General features: G+C 69.8%; 24 protein-coding genes. 6 read left to right on the top strand and 18 right to left on the bottom strand.

What is annotated here, in order from left to right; genetic code table 11:
- The 5 genes from GT347_RS06740 to GT347_RS06720 form a co-directional block, all read right to left on the bottom strand.
- The gene (locus GT347_RS06740; protein ID WP_160551233.1) at positions 1-1,653 is read right to left on the bottom strand and encodes a GMC family oxidoreductase; all 1,653 of its coding nucleotides are present in this window, start codon (positions 1,651-1,653) and stop codon (positions 1-3) included.
- A gap of 25 nt (positions 1,654-1,678) precedes the next feature.
- The gene (locus GT347_RS06735) at positions 1,679-2,377 is read right to left on the bottom strand and encodes a sugar dehydrogenase complex small subunit (RefSeq protein WP_160551232.1); all 699 of its coding nucleotides are present in this window, start codon (positions 2,375-2,377) and stop codon (positions 1,679-1,681) included.
- A gap of 113 nt (positions 2,378-2,490) precedes the next feature.
- On the bottom strand, positions 2,491-2,922 hold the full coding sequence (gene arsC / locus GT347_RS06730) for an arsenate reductase (glutaredoxin) (RefSeq protein WP_160551231.1): 432 nt from the start codon (positions 2,920-2,922) through the stop codon (positions 2,491-2,493).
- Between the two features lie 10 nt (positions 2,923-2,932).
- Entirely contained in the window at positions 2,933-4,243 is a 1,311-nt protein-coding gene (locus GT347_RS06725; protein ID WP_160555246.1) for an arsenic transporter, read from the bottom strand.
- Positions 4,240-4,560: an ArsR/SmtB family transcription factor gene (locus GT347_RS06720; RefSeq protein WP_160551230.1), complete on the bottom strand. Its 321-nt coding sequence runs from the start codon at positions 4,558-4,560 to the stop codon at positions 4,240-4,242. The genes GT347_RS06725 and GT347_RS06720 overlap by 4 nt, the downstream gene beginning before the upstream one ends.
- 122 nt (positions 4,561-4,682) lie before the next feature.
- Here GT347_RS06720 and GT347_RS06715 point away from each other — a divergent pair, with 122 nt between their 5' ends.
- Entirely contained in the window at positions 4,683-5,636 is a 954-nt protein-coding gene (locus tag GT347_RS06715; protein ID WP_160551229.1) for a class I SAM-dependent methyltransferase, read from the top strand.
- A gap of 10 nt (positions 5,637-5,646) precedes the next feature.
- Here GT347_RS06715 and GT347_RS06710 read toward each other — a convergent pair whose 3' ends face one another.
- Positions 5,647-6,237, bottom strand: coding sequence for a TetR/AcrR family transcriptional regulator (locus GT347_RS06710; RefSeq protein ID WP_160551228.1), 591 nt, complete (start codon positions 6,235-6,237; stop codon positions 5,647-5,649).
- A 71-nt stretch (positions 6,238-6,308) separates the two neighbouring features.
- On the opposite strand from GT347_RS06710, the gene GT347_RS27920 reads away from it, so the two are divergent.
- On the top strand, positions 6,309-6,518 hold the full coding sequence (locus GT347_RS27920; RefSeq protein ID WP_326830387.1) for an SDR family NAD(P)-dependent oxidoreductase: 210 nt from the start codon (positions 6,309-6,311) through the stop codon (positions 6,516-6,518).
- The gene (gene bdcA, locus GT347_RS06705; protein WP_326830405.1) at positions 6,506-7,021 is read left to right on the top strand and encodes an SDR family oxidoreductase; all 516 of its coding nucleotides are present in this window, start codon (positions 6,506-6,508) and stop codon (positions 7,019-7,021) included. Before GT347_RS27920 ends, bdcA begins: the two co-directional genes overlap by 13 nt.
- A 34-nt stretch (positions 7,022-7,055) precedes the next feature.
- Here bdcA and GT347_RS06700 read toward each other — a convergent pair whose 3' ends face one another.
- The 4 genes from GT347_RS06700 to GT347_RS06685 form a co-directional block, all read right to left on the bottom strand.
- The gene (locus tag GT347_RS06700) at positions 7,056-8,294 is read right to left on the bottom strand and encodes an MFS transporter (protein WP_160555245.1); all 1,239 of its coding nucleotides are present in this window, start codon (positions 8,292-8,294) and stop codon (positions 7,056-7,058) included.
- 38 nt (positions 8,295-8,332) lie between these two features.
- Positions 8,333-8,656, bottom strand: coding sequence for a hypothetical protein (locus GT347_RS06695; RefSeq protein ID WP_160551227.1), 324 nt, complete (start codon positions 8,654-8,656; stop codon positions 8,333-8,335).
- Positions 8,657-8,668: 12 nt separating this feature from the next.
- Positions 8,669-9,214: an RNA polymerase sigma factor gene (locus GT347_RS06690; RefSeq protein ID WP_160551226.1), complete on the bottom strand. Its 546-nt coding sequence runs from the start codon at positions 9,212-9,214 to the stop codon at positions 8,669-8,671.
- Between the two features lie 100 nt (positions 9,215-9,314).
- Positions 9,315-10,901, bottom strand: coding sequence for a methyl-accepting chemotaxis protein (locus GT347_RS06685; RefSeq protein WP_160551225.1), 1,587 nt, complete (start codon positions 10,899-10,901; stop codon positions 9,315-9,317).
- Positions 10,902-11,096: 195 nt separating this feature from the next.
- On the opposite strand from GT347_RS06685, the gene GT347_RS06680 reads away from it, so the two are divergent.
- Positions 11,097-11,825: a YebC/PmpR family DNA-binding transcriptional regulator gene (locus tag GT347_RS06680; protein WP_160551224.1), complete on the top strand. Its 729-nt coding sequence runs from the start codon at positions 11,097-11,099 to the stop codon at positions 11,823-11,825.
- A gap of 6 nt (positions 11,826-11,831) precedes the next feature.
- On the opposite strand, the gene GT347_RS06675 is transcribed toward GT347_RS06680, so the two are convergent.
- Together GT347_RS06675 and GT347_RS06670 are read right to left on the bottom strand one after the other, a co-directional pair.
- Positions 11,832-12,986 (bottom strand): zinc-binding dehydrogenase, encoded by a 1,155-nt coding sequence (locus tag GT347_RS06675; protein WP_160551223.1) that lies wholly within the window; start codon positions 12,984-12,986, stop codon positions 11,832-11,834.
- 91 nt (positions 12,987-13,077) lie between these two features.
- Entirely contained in the window at positions 13,078-13,527 is a 450-nt protein-coding gene (locus tag GT347_RS06670) for a nuclear transport factor 2 family protein (RefSeq protein WP_160551222.1), read from the bottom strand.
- A gap of 203 nt (positions 13,528-13,730) precedes the next feature.
- Between GT347_RS06670 and GT347_RS27430 the strand changes: the two genes are divergently transcribed.
- Together GT347_RS27430 and GT347_RS06660 are read left to right on the top strand one after the other, a co-directional pair.
- Positions 13,731-14,705 (top strand): Bug family tripartite tricarboxylate transporter substrate binding protein, encoded by a 975-nt coding sequence (locus GT347_RS27430; protein ID WP_229722752.1) that lies wholly within the window; start codon positions 13,731-13,733, stop codon positions 14,703-14,705.
- A 49-nt stretch (positions 14,706-14,754) separates the two neighbouring features.
- On the top strand, positions 14,755-16,350 hold the full coding sequence (locus tag GT347_RS06660; RefSeq protein WP_160551220.1) for a gamma-glutamyltransferase family protein: 1,596 nt from the start codon (positions 14,755-14,757) through the stop codon (positions 16,348-16,350).
- A 16-nt stretch (positions 16,351-16,366) separates the two neighbouring features.
- Here the strand turns inward: GT347_RS06660 and GT347_RS06655 are convergent, their stop codons facing one another.
- From GT347_RS06655 to GT347_RS06630, 6 genes are all read right to left on the bottom strand, one after another.
- The gene (locus GT347_RS06655) at positions 16,367-17,341 is read right to left on the bottom strand and encodes a TRAP transporter substrate-binding protein (RefSeq protein WP_160551219.1); all 975 of its coding nucleotides are present in this window, start codon (positions 17,339-17,341) and stop codon (positions 16,367-16,369) included.
- Between the two features lie 40 nt (positions 17,342-17,381).
- Positions 17,382-18,293 (bottom strand): SMP-30/gluconolactonase/LRE family protein, encoded by a 912-nt coding sequence (locus GT347_RS06650; RefSeq protein WP_160551218.1) that lies wholly within the window; start codon positions 18,291-18,293, stop codon positions 17,382-17,384.
- A gap of 76 nt (positions 18,294-18,369) precedes the next feature.
- Positions 18,370-19,389: a LacI family DNA-binding transcriptional regulator gene (locus tag GT347_RS06645; protein ID WP_160551217.1), complete on the bottom strand. Its 1,020-nt coding sequence runs from the start codon at positions 19,387-19,389 to the stop codon at positions 18,370-18,372.
- Between the two features lie 182 nt (positions 19,390-19,571).
- Complete coding sequence (locus GT347_RS06640; protein ID WP_160551216.1) at positions 19,572-20,567, bottom strand: Bug family tripartite tricarboxylate transporter substrate binding protein; 996 nt, start codon at positions 20,565-20,567, stop codon at positions 19,572-19,574.
- A gap of 114 nt (positions 20,568-20,681) precedes the next feature.
- A complete protein-coding gene (locus tag GT347_RS06635; RefSeq protein ID WP_160551215.1) occupies positions 20,682-21,371 on the bottom strand; it encodes an AroM family protein in 690 nt (229 codons plus the stop codon).
- A complete protein-coding gene (locus GT347_RS06630; protein ID WP_160551214.1) occupies positions 21,368-22,291 on the bottom strand; it encodes a DUF1177 domain-containing protein in 924 nt (307 codons plus the stop codon). Before GT347_RS06630 ends, GT347_RS06635 begins: the two co-directional genes overlap by 4 nt.
- Between the last annotated feature and the right edge of the window lie 7 nt (positions 22,292-22,298).

Genomic DNA, 22,298 nt, shown 5'->3' with positions numbered 1-22,298 from the left:
TCAGCCCTTCGCCAGCATGCGGCCGATGTCGTCGGCCGCCCGCAGGCCCAGCGCGGCCATCGACAGGGTGCTGTTGACCACGCTGGCCGAAGGCATCGCGCCGCCGCCCGGCAGCCACAGGTTGGCGTGGTCATGGGTGCGGCAGTTGCCGTCCACCACCGAGTCGCGCGGGTCGGCGCCCATGATGTTGCCGCCCATCACATGGTTGTTGGCGTTGAGTGCGGTGGTGATGTTGAACTCCACCGCGTTGAAGAGCTTGCCGATGTGCTCCAGCTGCTGGTGCGCGGCCTCGGCGCCCTTTCTCACGTAGTCGCCCACGTCGTAGTGGATGTCCGGGCAGGGCAGGCCGAGCGGGTCGCGGCGGTCGGGGCTGAGGGTCAGGCGGTTGTCGGCTTCGGGCAGGGGCTCCAGGCTGATCGAGAAGTCCACGCCGTGCACCGCGCGGCGGCGGATCTCGTCGTCGAGTTCCTTGCCGACCAGGCCGAGCTTGAGCGCCTGCGAGGTGGCGGGCGCGGCACGGCTGATGTTGTTCAGGATCATCTTGTTGGCCGAGTATTCCGAGCGGAACTCGCCGTCGCGCGGGCCCACCAGGCAGCTGCTCTGGGCGGGGCCGCGGCCGGTCCAGATCGGCTCGCTGGCCAGGAAGGTGCAATGGAAACCCGAGTGGTCCATCATGTTGCGGCCCACCTGGTCGGAGCGGTTGGCGATGCCCTTGGGGTTGCGTTCGTTGGCGGCGATCAGCAGCAGGCGCGGTGTCTCCACGCCGTTGCAGGCCAGCACGAAGGCCTTGGCGCTGGCCTTGTGCGACTTCTTCTCGCTGTCGTACCAGTGCACGGCGGTCACCCGGTTGCTCTCGTCGGTATCGACGCGGTAGACCACCGATTCGGCCAGCACCTTCACGCCCCGGGCCTCGGCCTTGGTGACGTGCAGGATGCCGCTGTACATGGCGCCGATCGGGCAGATCGGCTGGCAGTTGTTGTTGCCGCAGCAGGCGGGCCGGCCCTCCCAGGGCTGGGCGTTGCGGCCCTGCGGAATGGGCACCGAGCGGTAGCCGTGCGGGTTGACGATCTCGGCCACGCGTTTGTCGGCATAACCCCAGGGGATCATGTCCATCGGATAGGGCTTGCTGCGCTCCACCGGCGACTGCAGGGCCGGGTCGTTGGGGCCCGATACGCCCATCTCCTGCTCGGCGCGGCAGTAGTAGGGCTCCAGCTCTTCATAGCTGATCGGCCAGTCGCGGCCCACGCCGTAGGTGGATTTCATCTTCAGGTCCACCGGCAGGTGGCGCCAGCAGGAGGCCGCCCAGTGCCAGGTGGTGCCGCCCACCACCCGCAGATAGCCCTGCTGGTAGCCGCTGCCGCTGGGGCCGCTCAGGCCCACGTAGTTGTTCTTGGGGAAGTAGAGCGGCGCGGGCGCCAGCGGTGACTGCGGGTACAGGCCCTGGAAGTCGGAGCCGGCGCGGTTCTCGAAGGGCATGTTGCGCCAGTTCTCCACCGCCTGGCCGCGCTCGATGCGCGGGCCGGCTTCGAGGATCAGCACCGAATGGCCTTGCGCCGCGAGCTGGTCCGCGATCATCGCGCCGACCACGCCGGAGCCCACCACCACCACGTCGGCGATGGCATCGCCGGAAGCATCGAAGGAAGCTGTTTTCATGTTCTTGTTCTTTCTCTGGCGGGGCTCAGCGGGCGGCGCCGGTGGCGCTGGGGGTGGTCTTGGGGGACTTCGGGGGATTCGATGCGGGTGTGGGGGTGCCGGTCGTCGGCGGGGCCGCCACCGGCTTGGGCTCTACCGGTGGCGAGACGCCCACCGGCGGCGGCGCGGCCGTCCACCAGCCGGGGCCGTAGTTGCAGTAGGTGGGCACCGTCATGCCGTCGGCGATCGGCCGGTACATCAAGGCCTTGGCATAGGCGACCATGGTGGCGCCGGGGCCCGATCCGACCGTGCCGGTGTACCAGGCCGCGACGATGGATAGCGCTGTCCCACGCAGGCCGGCTGAATCGGCCTGGGCCAGCACGGCCTTGGGTTCCAGGCCGGGCGTGGCCAATGCGGACAGGGTCTTGAGCTGGCCCGCGAACTCGGCGGAGGCCTTGAGCATGGCGGCGCAGATGCGGCCGGCGGTGATGCTGTCGAGGTCTTTGTGGCCGGTGATGGCGGTGGAGAAGGCGAGGAAGTCGGCCGTCTCTGCGGGAGCGTGCACGGCGCCTTCGGCCGGGTTGGACGCGGCGCCCGCCGTCTGCAGATGGCGCAGGCCCGCGCCGATCACCACCAGCGAGATGGCGCCCATGCCCAGCTGCCGCCGCGTGATGCCTGGGTGTCCGCCGCCGGCCTGCTGCGAGTAGTCGGTGGCTGGGCGGCGAAGGCTGGGGGGACTGGTCATGGAGGTGCGCCGCGGGCGGCCGCGGTGGTTCTTGGAGTGCTCGGACCTTACGCCTGCAGCCAAGCCGCACCGGCACGCTCAGGTTTGTACTGGTGCCGTAACCGGTCTCTGACTCAAGGCTGGGCGACGCGTTTGCCCTGCGCGTCGATGACCAGTTCGCCATCCTCCTTGGCCAGCGCGCCCTGCTGAGCGCCGGGCAGGATGTCCAGCACCAGCTCCGACGGCCGGCACAGGCGTGTGCCCAGCGGCGTCACCACGATGGGGCGGTTGATCAGGATGGGCTGCTCGTGCATCAGGTCGATCAATTGCTCGTCGGACCAGCGCGCCTCGTCCAGCCCCATCTCGTCGTAGGGCGTGCCCTTGCGGCGCATCATTTCGCGCACCGGAAGGCCGCTGTCGGCGACCAACTGCGTCAGCGTCTGCCGGTCCGGCGGGGTCTTGAGGTATTCGACGACGGCCGGCTCCTCGCCGCTGTTGCGGATCATCGCCAGCGTGTTGCGCGAGGTGCCGCAGGCGGGGTTGTGATAGATGGTGATGCGGCTCATGCGGAGTCTCCTAGGGGAAGAGGGCCTGCGCCAGGTTCAGGCGCAGGGCGAGCGCGGCCAGGGTGGCCGCGAGCACGGGGAGGGTGAGGACCAGGCCCGTCCGAAGATAGTAGCCCCAGGCGATGGTGGTGCCCTTGCCTGCCAGCACATGCAGCCACAGCAGGGTGGCCAGGCTGCCGATGGGCGTGATCTTGGGGCCCAGGTCGCAGCCGATGATGTTGGCGTAGACCATGGCTTCCTTCACCAGCCCCGAGGCCGCGGACTGGTCGATGGCCAGCGCGCCCACCAGCACCGTCGGCATGTTGTTCATCACCGAGGACAGCGCCGCCGAGACGAAGCCCGTGCCCAGCGCGGCGCCCCACACGCCGCCATGCGCGAAGGCGTCGAGCAGCCCGGCCAGCTGGCCGGTCAGGCCCGTGTTGCGCAGCCCGTAGACCACCAGGTACATGCCCAGCGAAAACACCACGATCTGCCAGGGCGCATGGCGCAGCAGCCGGCGCACGGCGATGACCTCGCCCCTCGCGGCCACCAGCAGCAACACAGCCGCGCAGGCCGCCGCCACCGCGCTCACTGGTACACCCAGCGGCTCCAGGCCAAAGAAGCCGAGCAGCAGCAGGACCAGCACCAGCCAGCCGGCGCGGAAGGTGCGTGCATCGCGGATGGCGGTGTGCGGCGGCCGCAGCCGGGCCAGGTCGTAGGCGCGGGGAATGTCGCGGCGGAAGAACAGCAGCAGCACCGCCAGGCTGGCGGCGACGGCCACCAGGTCCACCGGCAGCATCACCGAGGCATAGGCGTCAAAACCCAGGCCGAAGAAATCCGCCGAGACGATGTTGACCAGGTTGGACACCACCAGCGGCAGGCTGGCCGTGTCGGCGATGAAGCCGGCCGCCATGACGAAGGCCAGCGTGGCCGCTGTCGAGAAGCCCAGCGCCGCCAGCATGGCCATCACGATGGGTGTGAGGATCAGCGCGGCGCCATCGTTGGCGAACAGCGCCGAGACGCAGGCGCCCAGCAGCACCAGCAGCGAGAACAGCCGCCGTCCGCCGCCGCCGCCCCAGCGTGCCACATGCAGCGCCGCCCATTCGAAGAAGCCCGCCTCGTCGAGCAGCAGGCTGATGACGATGACCGCCACGAAGCTCGCGGTGGCATTCCACACGATGGCCCAGACCACCGGGATGTCGGCCAGCTGCACCACGCCCAGCGCCAGCGCCGCCAGCGCGCCGGCCGAGGCACTCCAGCCGATGCCCAGCCCGCGCGGCTGCCATATCACCAGCAGCAGCGTGGCGAGGAAGACGCTTGCGGCGGTCGCGAAGGGGCTCAGCACGGGCAGGGCGGCGCCGTCACCGCGCAGGCCTGGCCGGCGCAGCAGTTGGCGGTCAGGAAGCCCAGCACGGCGTTCATGCGCTCGTAGGCGGCCCGGTAGACCAGGTTGCGGCTGGCGCGCTCCTGCGTGACCAGCCCGGAGCGGGTGAGTTCCTTCAGGTGGAAGGACAGCGTGGCATTGGGCATCTGCAGTGCCTCGCCCATCACCCCGGGCGTGAGGCCGGCTTCGCCCACCACGACCAGGGCGCGAAAGATCTGCAGGCGCACGGGGTGGGCCAGGGCGGCCAGGGCGGTGACGACGTCGGATTCATCCATGGGGCGATCCTACGATATTTCGATAATGATGGAAATGATGTTGCAGAAGCCGTCCGCGTCGTGGTCTCCATCGGCCGATGGGCCAGAATCGCATCCCCTGTCCGATCCCTCGACCCGCCCGAATGCAGCCCTTGCTCCACGCCATCGCCACGATGGCCCTGCCCACCGACGCCCGGCGCATCTTCCATGGCCGCGGCGGCCTCCACCCCGGCTGCGTCCATCTCTCGCTGGACTTCTTCGCGCCGGTCTGGCTGCTGACCAGCTTCCAGCCGCTGGCCGACGAGGAACTGGCCGCCATCGGCAGCGCCCTGGAAGCCCGCTGGGCGCAGCTGGCGCCGGAGCAGCCGCTGAATTGGGTGTTCCAGTGCCGCCATGAAGGCCAGAGCAGCACCCGCACCATGGCCGGCGCCGTGCCCGATCCGCATTGGGTGGAAGAAGACGGCCTGCGCTACCGAGTGCACCTGGGCAGCGGCCAGAACCACGGCCTCTTCCTCGACATGGCCGAGGGCCGGCGCTGGGTGCACGATCACGTGGCAGCCCGCACTGCGCCGCACGACCGGGTGCGGGTGCTGAACCTGTTCGCCTACACCTGCGCCTTCTCGGTCGTCGCCCTGAAGGCGGGGGCGCGGCATGTGACCAACCTGGACATGAGCAAGGGCGCGCTGGCCATCGGCCAGCAGAACCACCGCGCCAACGAGCTGGCGGGCAATGTCAGCTTCCTGCCGCACGACCTGTTCAGCTCCTGGGGCAAGGTCACGCGCGGCGGGCCCTACGGGCTGGTGATCGTCGATCCGCCGAGCTACCAGAAGGGCAGCTTCGTGGCGACCAAGGACTATGCGCGCCTCATCCGCCGCCTGCCCGAGCTGCTGGCGCCGGACGGCCATGTGCTGCTGTGCCTCAACGCGCCGGAGCTGGGGCCGGCGTTCCTGCAGGACCAGATGCAAGCGCTGGCGCCGGAGCTGGTTTTTGTGGAGCGGCTGGCCAATCCGGCCACGTTTGCGGATGTGTCGGAGGAACGGTCGCTGAAAGTGCTGGTGTATCGGGCGCCGCCGCTGCCCGAGGCTGTGGCCGGCTGAGCGGGCGGAATCAGCCGGGCGCGGCCTGCGTCAGCGCCAGCCCGGCCAGCCGCGCCGTGGCTAGCAGGCGGTCCAGTCCCTGCCCGTGGCGGGCGCTGGCCGACATCCCGGCCATGGTGGTGCAGACGAAGTCGGCCAGCCGGTCGGCATCCTCGGGACGGCGCTCGGCGATGAAGCCGCGGATCACGTCCTGGGCCGCGTTGTGGAAGACGCAGGCCGCCTGACGTGCCTCGGTGTCGTGGCTGCGTGTGCCCTCCAGCACCATGCAGCCGGAGGCCGTCGGGTCGGCGGCATAGGCACGCGCAGCCTGTTCCAGCACCTCGGCCAGCGACTCCGCCATGGGCCGGTCGGCTCGCAGGATCTGCGCCAGGGGTACCGCGCCGTTGACGGCATAGCGGTCGAGGATGCGGGCGTACAGCCCGGCCTTGCTGCCGAAGGCCGCATAGAAGCTGGGCGGATTGATGCCCAGGGCCTTGGTCAGGTCGGCCACGCTCAGGGCGTCGTAGCCCCTTTCATGGAACAGCCGCTGGGCAGTGGCCACCGCTTCGTCGGGATCGAAGCGGCGCGGCCGGCCACGGGTGCGGGAAATTTCTGTAGTCATGATTACAAAATTCTTGACGGCGAGCACGGTGCATTATGTATCATGCACTACATTACTCCCAAGGAGTGACCATGTCAGTGTTCGAAGGTAAGTCGGTTCTGGTGCTCGGCGGCAGCCGGGGCATCGGTGCCGCGATTGTCCGGCGCTTCGTGTCGGACGGCGCCAAGGTGAGCTTCACCTATTCCGGCTCACCGGATGCGGCCCAGGTCCTGGGAAGGAAACCGGCACCACCGCGCATCAGACCGACAGCTCCGACCGCGACGCGGTCATCGCCCGGGTGAAGGATAGCGGTCCGCTCGACGTGCTGGTGGTGAACGCCGGCATCGCCATCTTCGGCGACGCGCTGGAGCAGGACCCGGATGCCATCGACCGCCTGTTCCGCATCAACGTGCAGTCGCCCTACCACGCCTCGGTGGAGGCCGCGCGCCGCATGCCCGAGGGCGGCCGCATCATCGTGATCGGCTCGGTCAACGGCGACCGCATGCCGGTGCCCGGCATGGCTTCCTATGCGCTGAGCAAGTCGGCGCTGCAGGGCATGGCGCGTGGCCTGGCGCGCGATTTCGGTCCGCGCGGCATCACCATCAACATCGTGCAGCCCGGTCCTATCGACACGGATGCCAATCCGCAAGACGGTCCGATGAAGGACCTGATGCACAGCTTCATGGCCATCAAGCGCCATGGCCGGCCCGAGGAAGTGGCGGCGATGGTTGCCTGGCTGGCGGGGCCGGAGGCGGGTTTCGTGACGGGGGCGATGCACACCATCGACGGGGCGTTCGGGGCCTGAGCCCGGCGTTCACCCGGGCCGGCGATCGCGCCGATCACTGGCCCTGGCTGGCCCGCTTGCGCATCGCCACCAGCGCGAACAGCAGCCCCGCCGCCGCCAGCGAGGTGGCCACCACCACATAACCCGCCACCTCGAAATGCCGCAGCCGCCCATCCGGCCCGAAGCTCACGATATGGCCCGCCACCACCGAGGCGATGCCGCCTGCCAGCTGCTGGACCGAAGCGCCGATGGCATTGAAGGCGCCGCGCTGTTGCGGCTTCGGGATGGTCGAGGCCAGGGCCTGGAAGGGGATCAGGCGCGAGAAGATGCCGACGAACATCAGCGCGTTGACCAGCACCACCACCGGCAGCGGCACCGGCCCCATGTGGGTGTAGACCAGCACCATCACGATGGACATGCCGGTGCCGAACAGGAACACCCGCAGCTGCCCGAAGGCATCGACCGCCTTGCCGATCAGCGGGCCGACGACGATGGTGCACAGGCCGGTGACCAGGTAGACGGTGGGCAGCTGGGCCAGCGGGATGCCGAGGTTGCTCACCAGGAAGGCGCTGGAAAAGGGCATCAGCATGAAGCCGCCGGTGGTGATCAGCGCGGTGGTGGCGAAGGAGAGCAGGTAGCGCCGCTCGGTCACCGTGTGCCACAGATGCATCCACGGGCTGTGCTCCTGCGGCAGCTTCAGGTGTTCGGCCACCGGCTGCATGCGCCAGGCCACCACCAGGCCGCCGGCCAGGCCCAGCGCCGCCATGGCCAGGAAGGGCGCATGCCAGTCCCAGCGGTTGGACAGGTACAGGCCCGCGGGCAGGCCCAGCACCTGGCTGGCGGCGAAGGCGGTCTGGATGAAACCCATCACCCGGCCGCGCTGCTGCGGGGCGAAGAGGTCGGTGGCGATGGCCAGCACCACCGAGCCGATCACGCCGCCGAACAGGCCGGTGACGATGCGCGCCAGCAGCAGGCTCTCGAAGCTCTGCGCCAGGCCGCACCAGACGGTGCCCAGCACGAAGCCGCTGTAGAAGAAGAGCAGCAGCTTCTTGCGGTCGAAGCGGTCGGCGAACGATGCGGTCAGCAGGCCCGAGACGCAGGCGCTGAAGGCATAGGCCGACACCACCAGCCCGAACTGGCTGGGGCTGATCTGCAGCCCGGGCATGATCAGCGCGCCCAGCGGCGCCATGATCATGAAGTCCAGGATGATCGCGAACTGCAGGAAGGCCAGCATGCCGACGGCCAGCTTCTGGTAGCGGGAAAACGGGGTGGTGGGGGCGACGGCGGTGGTCATGGAGGAGGGCGCACTCGGCCCTGCGGTTGTCGGTGTGTTCATGAGCGCTCTCGCGGCGGGCGGCCGAAGGGGCCGCGGCGCTGCAGGAAACTCTCGCGTTCCTCGGGGGTCATGGCCTGCCACTTCTCCCATTGCCACTCGCGCATCCGGCCGCCGCGCCAGCCGCAGCCGCCACGAAAACCGCCGAACAGGATGCGGCAGAGAAGCAGCAAGCCTAGCGCATGCAGGTAATCGATGGGATGGGCGCTGCTGAAGAGCGCGGGCGCCACCGCGTTCCACAGCAGCATCACCACGCCGCCCAACACGGCGACGGCCGCCACGGCCAGCACGGCCTTGCCCAGGAATCTTTTCTTGGATCGCATGGTTTTTCCTTTTCAGTTTTCCAGTTCGTCGTAAACGGATTGCAGCCGGGCGCGCAGGTGCAGCACCGCCTGGCGCTTGCGCGCCAGCAGGGTGTTCACCGGCAGGCCGCTGTCGGCGGCCATCTCCTTGAAGCTGCGGCCTTCGAGCTCGTGCGCCAGGAAGACTTCCCGCTGCGGGGTGGACAGTTCCTCCAGCGCCTGCTGCAGGGCCTGCAGCAGCACCGAGCGGGTGTACTGGGCCTCCGGCCCCGCCTCCTGGGAGGGCAGGGCCAGGTCGAGCCGCAGCGTGTCGTCGGCGTCCTCGCCGTCCTGCTCCAGCGGCAGTTCCTTCTTCTTGCGGAAGCGGTCGACGATGCGGTTGCGCGCCACCCGGAACAGCCAGGCCCCGGCCTGTTCGATGGTCGTGGTCAGCCGCCAGGCCTGCACGAACTCGTGGAACACGTCCTGCAGGATGTCCTCGGCGGCGGACGGGTCCGCCACCTCGCGCAGGATGAAGTTGCCCAGCCGGGAGCGCTCGCGCAGGAATACCGCGGCGATGTCGCTGTTCTGCTCAGTCATGGAGGGCGCGTGGCGTCGGGCTCATGCAATGAAGACGTTCGACGCGCGCAAATATTGCATGGCCGCCCTGCCCGGGGCGGCCGGGGGCGGCAGAGACCCCTCAGGCGATCATCAGGGCCGGATGCCCGGCGATGCCCTGCGTCCCGTCGATCCGGAACACGCCCACCACCTTCACCAGTTCCTGGGCCTGCGAGCGCAGGCTGGACGCGGCGGCCGCCATCTCTTCCACGAGCGCCGCGTTCTGCTGCGTGACCTGGTCCATCTGCACGACCGCCTCGCCCACTTGCGCCACGCCGTCGCTCTGCTCGCTGCTCGCCGAGGAGATCTCGTTCATGATCGAGGTGACGTTGCGGATGGCGCTGACCACCTCGGTCATGGTCTGGCCGGCCTGGTCGACCAGCGCCGAGCCCTTGCCCACCCGCTCCACGCTGGCGCTGATCAGGTTCTTGATCTCCTTGGACGCCTCCGCGCTGCGCCCGGCCAGCGAGCGAACTTCGGAGGCCACCACCGCGAAGCCGCGGCCCTGCTCGCCGGCGCGGGCGGCTTCCACCGCGGCGTTCAGCGCCAGGATGTTGGTCTGGAAGGCGATGCCGTCGATGACGGCGATGATGTCGGAGATGCGGCGGCTCGATTCGTTGATGCCCCGCATGGTCTCCACCACCTGGCCGACCACCTCGCCGCCCTGCACGGCCACGGTGGAGGCGTCCATCGCCAGCTGGTTGGCCTGGCGGGCGCTCTCGGCGTTCTGTTTGACGGTGGCGCCCAGCTCTTCCATGCTGGCCGCCGTCTGCTCCAGGGCGCTGGCCTGCTGCTCGGTGCGGGCCGAGAGATCGTTGTTGCCGTGGGCGATCTCGGCGCTGGCGGTGGCCACGCCTTCCGAGCCGCGGCGCACGTTGGCCACCACGTCCGACAGGTTGCCGCGCATGCGTTCCATGGCGTGCAGCAGCAGGGCGGGTTCGTCCCGGCCCTCGACCTGCATCGGCGAGGTCAGGTCGCCATCGGCGAAGGCATTGGCGGCCGTCACCGCCTCGGCCAGCGGCCGGGTGATGGATCGGGTGAGCAGCCAGGCCAGCCAGGCGCCCAGCAGCAGGGCGAGGCCGCCCAGCAGCAGCAGGCCGGTCTTGCCGCTGGCGGACTTGTCGGCGATGGCCTGGTTCATGCCGTCGATGTTGCGGCTCTGGTAGTCCAGCATGGCCTTGAGCGCCGCCACGTAGGCGGGCGCGGCCACCGCGAAATCGCTTTCGTAGATGCGGTCGGCCTCGGCGGCGTTGCCGGCACGCTTGGCGGCCATCATCGCGTCGCGCGAGCGGATGTAGCCCACCCGCGAGGCGGCGAACTTGTCGAGCAGTTCCTTCTCGCCGGGCGAGGGCGGCATGTCGGCCAGCAGCTTCAGGATCTCGTTGCCGCGTGCGGTCGAGGCCTTCACTTCGTCGGTGAACAACGCCTCCAGGCTGGGGTCGGAACTCTTGGCGATCGCCTTGCCGCGGGTCACGCCGATGGCGACGTTGCGCAGCTGTTCGGACAGCAGGCGCTCCTTGGCCAGGGGCGTGGCCATCATGGCCTTGACGTCGGCGGCGGTGCCGTCGAGCCGCCAGATGCCCACCAGCAGGATCAGGGCCAGCAACAACAGGACGATCGCGAAGCTCGCGGCCAGACGGGTCCCTACTCGCAAACGGTTCAGCTTCATGCGCGCTCCAGTGATGTTTCCGATTGAAACCGAAGCGGTCGCGCTCCATCGGCCTTGTGGCGCATCGGCACACACGGGTTTTCCATCGTTCCTCGGCCGGGGCGATTGCGTTAGCGCATCGAAGGAAGGGGCGGGTCGCCTGAATGCGTGGAAAATCCCCGGTCCGAGCCGAATCGAAACAAGGAAACTCCGCACATGGGCGCGCAATGGAAATCGAAGGGCAAGGCGCTGGTCGCCGATGCCAAGGGCCGCATCTTCGGCAAGCTGGCCAAGGAAATCATGGTGGCCGCGCGTGCCGGCGCCGACCCGGCCGGCAACTCGCGGCTGCGCCTGGTGCTGGAGCAGGCCCGCAAGGTCTCCATGCCCAAGGAGACGCTGGAGCGCGCCATCAAGAAAGGCGCCGGCCTGACCGGCGAGGCGGTCCACTTCGAACACGTGATGTACGAGGGCTTCGCGCCGCACCGCGTGGCCGTGCTGGTCGAATGCCTGACCGACAACCTCAACCGCACCGCTCCGGAGATGCGGGTGCTGTTCCGCAAGGGCCAGCTGGGCACGGCGGGTTCGGTCTCCTGGGACTTCGACCATGTCGGCATGATCGTGGCCGAGCCGGCCACCCCTGACGCCGACCCCGAGCTGGCCGCCATCGAGGCGGGCGCGCAGGACTTCGAGCAGCGCGAGGCCGAGGAGGACGGCGATGCCGCCAGCACCCTCTTCATCACCGATGCGACCGACCTCGACCTGGTCAGCCGCGCGCTGCCGGCCCAGGGCTTCACCGTGCTGTCGGCCAAGCTGGGCTACAAGCCGAAGAACCCGATCGATCCGGCGAGCCTGAGCGCCGCGGAGCTGGAGGAGGTGGAAGCCTTCCTGGCCGCCATCGATGCCCACGACGATGTGCAGAACATGTACGTGGGGCTGGCCGGCTAGAAGCCCTCAGGACCGGGCCATGCCCCGGTCCGGATTCACCAGGTATTTGTTGCCTGTGGTGCGGGCGGCATAGGCCGCCACCGCATCGGGCCGCAGCATGTCGGCCAGCGATATCTCCGCCGCGTAATGGCTGGCGAAGGTGGTCTTCAGTTCGGCCGCGACACGCTGCTTGAGGGCCTGCGTGGCCTCCGCGCCGATCTTCTGCAGATAGGGAAAGACCAGCCAGCCGCCGATGTCCCAGGCCATGCCGAAGGTGTTGGCGAACTCGATGGGCGCCGCATCGAGCCGGCCGTACAGAAAGACCTGCTTGTGGGTGGTCGAGCCGTATCGGCTGTATTCGACGGCCGTCCTCGACAGCGCGGCCTCCATGCAGCCCAGGATGCGGCCGGCCAGCCGGCCGCCGCCGGTGGCGTCGAAGGCGATGGTGGCGCCGGTGGCGGCCAGGGCGTCTGTCAGCGCCGACTCGAAATCCGGCGCGCTCATGTCGCAGACGTATTGCGCGCCCAGCCCACGCAGCAGCGCGGCCTGCTCGGGCCTGCGCACGATGTTCACCAGCGCGACGCCGTCCTGGCGGCAGATGCGGTGCAGCATCTGGCCGAGGTTGGACGCCGCCGCCGTATGCACCAGCGCCCGGTGGCCGTCGCGCCGCATGTTCTCCACCATGGCGAGCGCGGTGAGCGGGTTGACGAAGGCCGAGGCGCCGTCGGCCGCGCTCGCCCCTTCGGGCAGCACCAGGCAGGTTTCGGCCGCCACGCAGCGGTACTGGGCATACATGGCGCCGCCCAGCAGGGCGACGGTCTTGCCGAGCAGGGCCTGCGCCGCCGCGGAGGCGCCCGCCCGCACCACCAGCCCCGCGCCTTCGTTGCCCACCGGCAGCGACTGGCCCAGGCGTCCCTGCATGGATTTCATGGCGGTTTCGGGCACCTGTGCGTTCAGCACCGGCCGGTCGGCGGTGCCGCCGTAGCGGGCGGTGCCCAGGTCGGCCGCGCCGAAGAGCAGGCCCAGGTCCGAGGGATTGAGCGGCGCGGCCTGCACACGCACCAGCACCTCATGGTCGCGGGGCGAGGGCACCGGCAACTCGGCGAGCCTGACTTCCAGCTCGCCATCAGGCTTGACCAGCGAATGGAGCTGCAGGGCGCTTGCGGGGATCTTGTCGGCCATGGCAAAAGCCTCGGAGTGGGAATGCCGCCAGTCTAGGCAGAGGGCGCGACGGTGTCTTGCCGCCGCGTATTGCCCCCGCCCTGCGCTCTGCTCAGACGCGCACGGCCTGCCGCGCCAGCAGCTTCCACTGCCCGTTTTGCCGCTGCCACACGCCCAGCACCTTGAGCGCGACCTTGCCCGGCTTGCCGCCATCGATGGTGTCGCCGGTGAGGGTGTGACGCACGATGGCGGTGTTGGCATCGACCACCTTCACGGTCTGCTCGCTGATGGTGATGTTGAGGAAGTCGGAGGCGCCGCTGAGCAGGTCGGCGATGTAGCTCGCCTTGGTGTCCACCTTGCCGCCGGAGTGGCCGTAGCTGAGGTCGTCGGCGACCAGCTCCGACAGGGCCGGGCCGGTCGGGTCGACCATGGCCACACGCAGCTTCTCGGCGGCCGCGGCCACCTCGGCCTGGGTGCCCGGACCGGGCAGGCCCGGCTGGGCGGCGCAGCCGGCGAAAAGGGCGGCGGCCGCTGCGGACAGGAGGAGTTTCTTGAGAGCCATGGCGTGATCGTCTCTGTTGTAGTGGTGTTGGACAGGCAGTAAAGCCGATGCGATTTTTTCATGGGTGCCCAGGTAAATGACTCGTGGTTCGCCCGCAGGACAACCGGCACGGCCCGACCTCGCCGCGGGCCTGATGGCTTGCTTCTTGCGTCCCGGACGTGGTCATCCCACTCCACCGCAGGCCTTCGCGCCACCGACCGCCCATGCCCACCTCCGCCCGCATCGCCACCTTCTTGAACCGCCGCCAGGCCCTGGCCGGCCTGGCCGCGCCGCTACTCGCCAGCACCGCAATTCCGGCCTTCGCACAGGGCTATCCCGCCCACACGGTGAAGATCGTGATCGGCTATCCGCCGGCCGGCGCCACCGACATCCTGGCTCGCCTTCTCGGCCAGAAGATGGCCGACCGGCTGGGCCAGTCGGTGGTGGTGGACAACCGCCCCGGCGCCGGCAGCACGCTGGGCATGGACATCGCCGCGCGCCTGCCGGCCGATGGCTACAACCTGCTGCTGAGCGGCGTGACCAGCCAGGCCATCGCCAGCTATCTCTATGCCAGCCCCAAGTCCGACCTGGCGCGCGACTTCGTGCCGATCGCGCTGCTGGCCACCGCGCCGCACATGCTGATCGTCAACAGCGAGGTGCCGGCGAAGAACATGGCCGAGTTCCTGGCCTGGGCCAAGGCCAGGAACGGCGACCTCAACTTCGCCTCGCAGGGCGTGGGCACGCTGTCGCACCTGGAGTCCGAGCTGCTGCTGCAGCAGACCGGCCTGAAGGCCACGCACGTGGCCTACAAGGGCAGTTCGCTGGCCTATCCGGACCTGATCAGCGGCGCGGTGTCCTTCATGTTCGACAGCGTGGCCGCCGCCACGCCGCTGGTGAAGGCCGGCAAGGTGCGTGCCCTGGCGGTGGCCGCCTCGCGGCCGGTGCCGGCGGTGCCGGACCTGCCCACGGTGAGCCAGAGCGGCATCGCTGGTTACGACATCGACAACTGGTTCGGCCTGTATGCCCCAAGGGCACGCCGCCGGATGCGGTCGCGGTGCTGGCCAAGGCCGCCATCGAGGTGCTGCAGGAACCGGCCACAATTGACAGCCTGGTGCAGAAGGGCTTTGTCGTCACCCCCGGCGACGCCGCCCGCCTGGCCAGCGTGGCCACCCAGGACTACGCGCGTTGGGGCAAGGTGATCAAGGCCGCCAACGTCTCCATCTGATCCCCACAGGAACGGTTTCTTCGATGCAGTGGAATCTCCCTTATCCCGCCGGCCGCCAGCCGGTGCTGGCACGCAATGTGGTGTCCTGCTCGCAGCCGCTGGCCGCGCAGGCCGGCGCCGCCGCCTTCGCCCGCGGCGGCAATGCGATCGATGCGGCGCTGGCCGCGGCCATCACCCTCACCGTCGTCGAGCCCACCATGAACGGCATCGGCGGCGATGCCTTCGCGCTGGTCTGGGACGGCGATGCACTGCACGGCCTCAACGCCTCCGGCCGCGCACCCGCGGCCTGGACGCCGGAGCGTTTCGCCCACCTGCACCAGATGCCGCGCAACGGCTGGGACACGGTCACCGTGCCCGGCGGCGTGGCCGCCTGGCTGGCGCTGTCGGAGCGCTTTGGCGCGCTGCCTTTCGAGGACCTGTTCGCCCATGCCATCCGCCATGCACGCGACGGCTTTCCGGTCAGCCCGGTGATCGCACGCCAGTGGGCGCAGGCGGTGGTGGACCTGGGCGGCAAGCCCGGTTTCGACGCCTTCATGCCCAAGGGCCGTGCGCCGACGGCCGGCGAGATCTGGCGCTTTCCCGATCAGGCCGACACCCTGGAAGACATCGCCCGCAGCCGCACCCAGTCCTTCTACGGCGGTCGGCTGGCGCAGGCCATCACCGGCTTCGCGGCCGAGCATGGCGCGGCGCTTTCCATGGCCGACCTGGCGGCCCACCGCACGGACTGGGTGCAGCCGATCTCCACCGCTTTCGGCGACCGCACGGTGCACGAGATTCCGCCCAACGGCCAGGGCCTGGCGGCGCTGATCGCGCTGGGCCTGCTGGAGCACCTGCCCTACCGCGAGACCCGTGCCGGCTCGGCCGAGCGGGTGCACCTGGAGATCGAGGCCATGCGCATGGCCTTCTCCGACCTGTACGCCCATGTGGCCGACCCGGCCCACATGCGGCTGCAACCGGCCCAGCTGCTGGACCCGGCCTATCTGCGCGAACGGGCGCAGGGCATTCGCGCCGACCGTGCCGGCCAGTACCAGCCCGGCCAGCCGCCCAGCGGCGGCACCGTCTACCTGTGCGCGGCCGATGCGCAGGGCCGCATGGTCAGCTTCATCCAGTCCAACTTCAAGGGCTTCGGCTCGGGCGTGGTGGTGCCGGGCACCGGCATCGCGCTGCACAACCGGGGCATGGGTTTCGTCACCACGCCGGGCCATCCCAACCAGGTGGCGGGCGGCAAGCGGCCGATGCACAGCATCATCCCGGCCTTCATGATGCGGGGCGGCCAGCCGCACATGGCCTTCGGCGTGATGGGCGGCAACATGCAGGCCCAGGGCCATCTGCAGATGACGCTGCGCGAGTCGGTGGAAGACCTGAACCCGCAGGCCTGCAGCGACGCGCCGCGCTGGCGCATCGACGACAGCGGCGCCGTCACGCTGGAGCGGGCCATGCCGGCCGAGGTGGTCGAAGGCCTGCGCCAGCTCGGCCACGATCCGCAGGTGGCGGGTGCCGACAGCCTGGATTTCGGCAGCGCCCAGCTGATCCGCCGCATCGACGGCTGCGACCCCGCCGCGCCCGCCTACGTGGCAGGCTCCGACCAGCGGCGCGACGGCATGGCGGTGGGCTACTGAGGCTGGCCCGGCGCGCTCAGGGTGTTTCCTGCGCGCGCCGGACCAGGTCCTTGAGCCTGGCGTCGGTGATGAACTTGTCGTAGACAGGTTGCATGGCCGCCTGGAAGGGCTTCTTGTCCACGTCGATGAACTCGGCGCCGCCGGCCTTGGCGATCTCATAGGACTTGATCTCGCGCTCGGCCCAGAGCTTGCGCATGTAGGGCACCGACTCCCTGGCGGCCTGGCGCACCTGCTTCTGTTCCTCGGCCGACAGGCGGTCCCAGGCGCGCTTGGAAAAAAGCAGGATCTCCGGCGCCATCGAGTGTTCGGTGCGGCTGTAATACCTGGCCACCTCGAAGGCGTGCGAGCTTTCGTAGGTGGGGTAGTTGTTCTCGGCGGCGTCGATCAGCCGGGTCTTCAGGCCGGTGTAGACCTCGCCCTGCGGCATCGGCGTGGCATTGGCGCCCATGGCCTCCATGGTGCTCACCCACAGGTCGGATTGCTGCACCCGCACCTTCAGGCCCTTCATGTCGGCCAGGGTGCGCACCGGCCGCCGGGCGGTGAAGACCGAGCGCGATCCGCTGTCGTAGAAGGCCAGGCCGACCAGGCCCTCCTTCTCGCAGGCCTTCAGGATCTCCTCGCCGACCGGGCCGTCGAGCACCTTGTGCAGATGGTCCACCGAGCGGAAGAGAAAGGGCATGGTGGGCACCAGCGTCTCGGGGCAGATGTTGTTCATCGCGCCGACGTTCACCCGCACCATCGCCAGCGCGCCGAGCTTGGTCTGCTCGATGGTGTCCTTCTCGCCGCCGAGCACGCTGTTGTTGTAGACCTTCACCGTGTGTTTGCCGCCGGACAGGGCCTTGAGCCGCTCGCCCATGAACTTCACCGCTTCGACGGTGGGATAGCCGTCCGGATGGATGTCGGCCGAGCGGAATTCGGTGGCCGCGGCACCCAGCGGTGCGGCCAGCAGGGCGGCCAGGGCGGCCGCCAGCAGGGTGGGATGGGGTTTCATGGCTTGTCTCTTTCTCTTTTTGGCGGGGGTGAAGAAAGGCTCAGGCGCCGAAGGCCGGCTCCGGCAGGCCCTGCACGCCGGGGCGCAGGGCGAAGACGCCGCCGGCCAGCGGCTGCTCCGACAGATCGCCGGCCGGCCGGATCGAGGTGACGAAGAGGGTGTCCAGGCCCGCGCCGCCGAAGGCGCACATGGCGGGCTTCTTCACCGGCAGCGCGAGCGAGCGGTCCAGCCGGCCGTCGGGCGTGAAGCGGTGCACCAGGCCGGCGTCGTTGCCGCAGATCCAGTAGCAGCCGTCCACATCCATGGCGGCGCCGTCGGGGCGGCCGGGCAGGGCGTGCATGTCGACGAACAGGCGGCGCCGCGAGGGCGTGCCGCTGTCGGTGTCGTAGTCGAAGGCCCAGACCGACTGCACCCGCGGATGCGAGTCCGACAGGTACATGGTGCGGCCGTCCGGGCTGAAGGCCAGGCCGTTGGGCACGATGAAGCCGTCGAGCCGCAGGGCCGGCGCGGCATCGCCCGCGGCATAGCGGTAGCAGGCGCCTGCGGGCAGGGCCGCTGCCATGTCCTGGCACATGGTGCCGGCCCAGAAGCGGCCCTGGCGGTCGCAGCGGCCGTCGTTGAAGCGCATGGCCGGCGCGGCGTGGGTGACGGCCGCCAGGGGTGTCGCGGCCGCCTGCGGGGCCTGGCCCAGGGTCAGCTCGAAGAGGCCGCTTTCCATGCCGGCGATCCAGCGGCCCGGGCTGGCCGTGGCGGCGATGCAGGCCGGCATTTCCTCGGTGCCCCAGCGGGCGTGGCCCTGGCCGGCGGACCAGCGATGGATGGCACGGCCCGGAATGTCGACCCAGTACAGCGCCTGCTCCCCGACATGCCAGACCGGGCTCTCCCCCGTGCCGTTGCGCGCGTCGAGGATCAGCTCGGCCGCGCTCGCGCCGAAATTCGTGGAAACAGGCATGGAAGGTAAGCGTTTAACCCGGGGCTGTTTTTGTACCCCAGATACGAGGCGCCATGCGCACCGGAAGGCCCGGCGTTTACCCTGAGCGGCGCGGCGCGGTGGACTCCCTGGCCACCACCTGGCTGGCCAGCGGCCCGTCTCCCATGTCCGCGGCCCGGCCCTCGATCACGCCGATCAGCCTGCGCATGGCCAGCTCGCCGGTGGCCTCGCCCATCATGTCCACGCTGGTCAGCGCGGGGCTGGCCAGGCGGCCGTAGGCGATGTTGTCGAAACCGGCCACCGACAGCTGCTGCGGCACCCGCACGCCCAGCGCCCTGGCCTGCAGCAGCAGGCCCAGGGCCATCAGGTCGTTGTAGGCCACGATTGCGTCGTCCTTCCGCGGCGACTGTAGCAGGGTGGCGGCGAGGCGTTCTGCCTCCTCGGTGGATGGCGCGGCGGCATCGACGATGCGCAGCCGGGTGTCGGTGCCTTCGAAGGCCTGGGCCAGGCCCCGGGCGCGGTCGTGGCTCCAGCGCGCGCCGGAGAAGCCCAGGTAGCAGATGCGCCGGTGGCCGAGTTCGCGCAGATGGCGGCCGAGCCGCAGTCCGGCATCGACGTTGTCGCAGCCCACGCTGTGGCTGCCCGCGTAGGCGGACGGCCGGCCGTAGAACACCACCGGCGTGCCGCTGGCCAGCAGGGCGTCGATCACCGGCGCGGGCAGGCGCGCGCTGACGATCAGGCCGTCGACCCGCCGCGTCAGCGACTGCAGCACACGCAGCTCGGGCAGGGTGCTCTCGGCGGCGTCCGCGATGATCAGGTTCAGCCCGGCGCCGGAGGCGACCCGCGAGGCGCCCTTGATCAGGCTGGTGAAATGCGGATTGCGGATGTCCAGCACGACGATGCCCACATTGCCGCTCAGCCCGGTGATCATGCCGCGCGCCATCGGGTTGAGCGAATAGCCGAGCTCGTCCACCGCCTGCGCGATGCGCGCCTCCACCTCGGCGGTGAAACGCTGGATGCCGTTGAGGAACTTGGAGACGGTGGCGGTGGACACGCCGGCCGCCTGCGATACGTCGCGCAGGGTGGCGGCCCGCTTGCGGTCGGCGCGGAGGATCATCCCGGCTTTATACCGGCCTGGCGAGAGCTGGCGGCCCGTCAGGTTCAGTGTCTTGCGGCGAGGGAAACTGAAACGGTGTCGGTTTAGAGGTCCCCTGAGGCCTCTTAAAGCCGTTGAGGGGCTCCATGGGGATCATCCGCGTTGTTCTCGAGGCTGCGCATGTCGGTGCAGCCCGTGGCGAATCAGTCCACCGTGACCTTGGCCGCCTTCACGATGTCGCCCCACTTCTTCAGCTCGCCCAGCAGGAAGCTGCTGAACTGTGACGGCGGCATGCCGCCGGGCACCGAGCCGTATTCGGCCAGCTGGGCCTTCACCCGCGGGTCGTTGAGGGCGAAGGTGGCGGCGTCGTAGAGCGTGGCCAGGATGGGCGCGGGCAGCTCGTGCGGCGCGAACAGGCCCTGCCAGGACGCCAGGTCGAAGCCGGGCAGGATGGTCTCGGACAGCGTGGGCACGCTGGGCAGCAGGGGCGAGCGCTGGGCGGTGGTCACCGCGATGGCCTTGACCTTGCCTTCGCGCACCAGCGGCGCCGAGGTGGTGATGGCATCCACCGTCATCGGGATGTGGCCGCCCATCAGGTCGGCGATCACCTGCGAGGCGCCCTTGTAGGCGATGTGGGTGGTCTTCACGCCCAGGCGCAGGCCGATGAGTTCGCCGGTCAGGTGGTTGGAGGTGCCGATGCCGGCGCTGCCGAAGGGCACCTCGACCTTGCTGGCCTTCATCCAGGCGGCGAATTCGGCCGGGGTGTTGGCCGGCACGTCCTTGTTGACGATCAGCACATTGGGCTGGGTCACCAGCAGGGTGATCGGCGTGAAGTCCTGCGGCACCTTGAAGGGCAGCTTGCTGCCCATGATGGCCGGGTTGATCGCATGCGGGCCGGGCGAACTCATGCCGATGCTGTAGCCGTCCGGCGCCGAGTGCGCCAGGTTGGCCATGGCGATGTTGGCGCCGGCGCCGGCGATGTTCTCCACCACCACCGGCACACCCAGGCGCTCGGCCATGGGAATGGCCAGCAGGCGGGCCAGCGCGTCGGCCGAGCCGCCGGCGGAGAAACCGACGATGAAGCGGATCGGCTTGGTGGGTTTCCAGGGCTGCTGCGCGAAGGCGGGGGCGCTGGCGAGCGTCAGGCAGGAGAGCAGCGCGGCGATGGCGCGGCGGCGGGGAGCGATCGGGTGAGACATGGCGTACCTGATGGGTTGGGTGGGTGGAAGGCTGTCGCTGTCTCCGCGCCGCTTGTGCCGGCCTGTGCCGTGCCTGCGTGCTTGTTGGATGTTGGTATCTGGGGTGGCGGCGCTTCAGGCCGTGGCGGGCATGTCGATGAGCTGGCGCAGCACGCCGGCCACCAGGGCGGGCGCGGCCAGCGTCGGCCGGCCGGAGGCCGTGGCCACCTTGGCGCGCATGGCCTCGGTGTAGCCCATGCAGTGCATCACGATGACGTCGCAGCCGGCCAGCTCGCGGCCGGCCTCGGCGAAACGGTCGCCTTCGTAGGGCGAGGCGTGGGCGAGCTGTACTTCGGCCGCCACCTCGGCTTCGAGGTGGAAGCTGGCCAGCTGGCGCTCCAGCGGCAGCACGATGCCGATGCGGCGGGCGTTGGCGGCGATGGCTTCGGTGAGGCCGTCGACGATGCGCTGCGGCTCGATCAGCAGGGCGTTCTTCAGCGGCGGGATCTGGGTGCCGGCGCACAGGGCCACGACGATGTCGAGCTGCTGGCCGTCCAGGTGCTCCATCACCTTGGCCAGGCGCACTTCGGCGGCCGGCTTGCCCAGCACCACCTGCGAGCCGTCGGCCATGCGGGTGGCGAAGCTGTATTCGCCGGCCTGTGGCGCCATGGCGGCGATGGCGGCGGCGTCCAGGCCGTCGAGGCCGCCGGCCTCCACCACCTCGACCGGGCGGCCGAGGGCGGCGACGATGGCGGGTACCGCGTCGTCGCGCGGGCTCTGGCCGATGGTGGCGAAACCGATGCGGGTGGGGCGCGGCGTGCTCATGGGGTGGCTCCCAGGGTCTGCAGATGGGTCATGGGGCCGTAGCGGGCGATCAGGGCCTCGGCGTTGGCGGCGTCGTAGAAGGCGCAGTGGCCGGCGCCGAAGGCCTTGGCCACCTCGATGCAGAAACGGGTGGCCACGTCGATGTCGCCGGCATTGCTCACGCCGGTGGCGCAGCCGGGCACGGTGGTCTGCGCGGTGAGCGCCACGCCCACCACCGGGGCCGGGCTGGCGGTGGCCGGCTGCAGGATGGAGTTGATGTGGGTCAGGCCGTTTTCCTGGGGCGTGATGTCCTGCATGGTCAGGGGCAGGGTCACGGGCAGCTCGCCGCTGACCCAGCCGATGAGGTCCAGCAGCATGTCGGGCAGGGGCAGGATCCAGCCCTGGCGCACCACCGGCGTCAGCGCCACGCCGCGGCGGTTGACCAGGCGGTTGCCGCGGGTGGTGTCCACGCACAGGATGGCGGCCATCTCGGGATGCACCTCGTGGGCCATCATCTGCCGGGCCGGCAGGGGCGAACGCATCATCGGCACCGGCGAATTGGGGCGGGTGGCCGCCGTGGGGCAGATATGGGTATGGATGCGCATCGGGCCGGGCAGCAGGTCGCCCTGGGCGGCCATGTCGGCCAGCTTCAGCGCGGCAGCGACAGCGACGATGCCGCCGTCGGCATCCGACACCAGCCCGACCATGCCCGGCCGCGCGCCCAGCCCGCCCAGGCGGCCGACGATGCCCAGCGCCGGCAGCGTGGGGTCGCGGCCGGGCAGGGTACAGGCGAGAAAGTCGGTGGCGGTGGTTTCGCCCTGCACGCGGGTGACGGTCACGTCTTCGACGCCGCGCGAGCGCAGCAGCGCGGCGACCTGTTCGCCGTCGATGTGGGCGCTGGAGAGAAGCTCGAAGGCTTCCAGGACTTGCTTCAATGCCATGGTGATC

The sequence above is a fragment of the Xylophilus rhododendri genome, from assembly GCF_009906855.1.
GTDB classification, from domain to species: domain Bacteria; phylum Pseudomonadota; class Gammaproteobacteria; order Burkholderiales; family Burkholderiaceae_C; genus Xylophilus; species Xylophilus rhododendri.
This window is presented reverse-complemented; position numbering and strand designations above follow the sequence as displayed.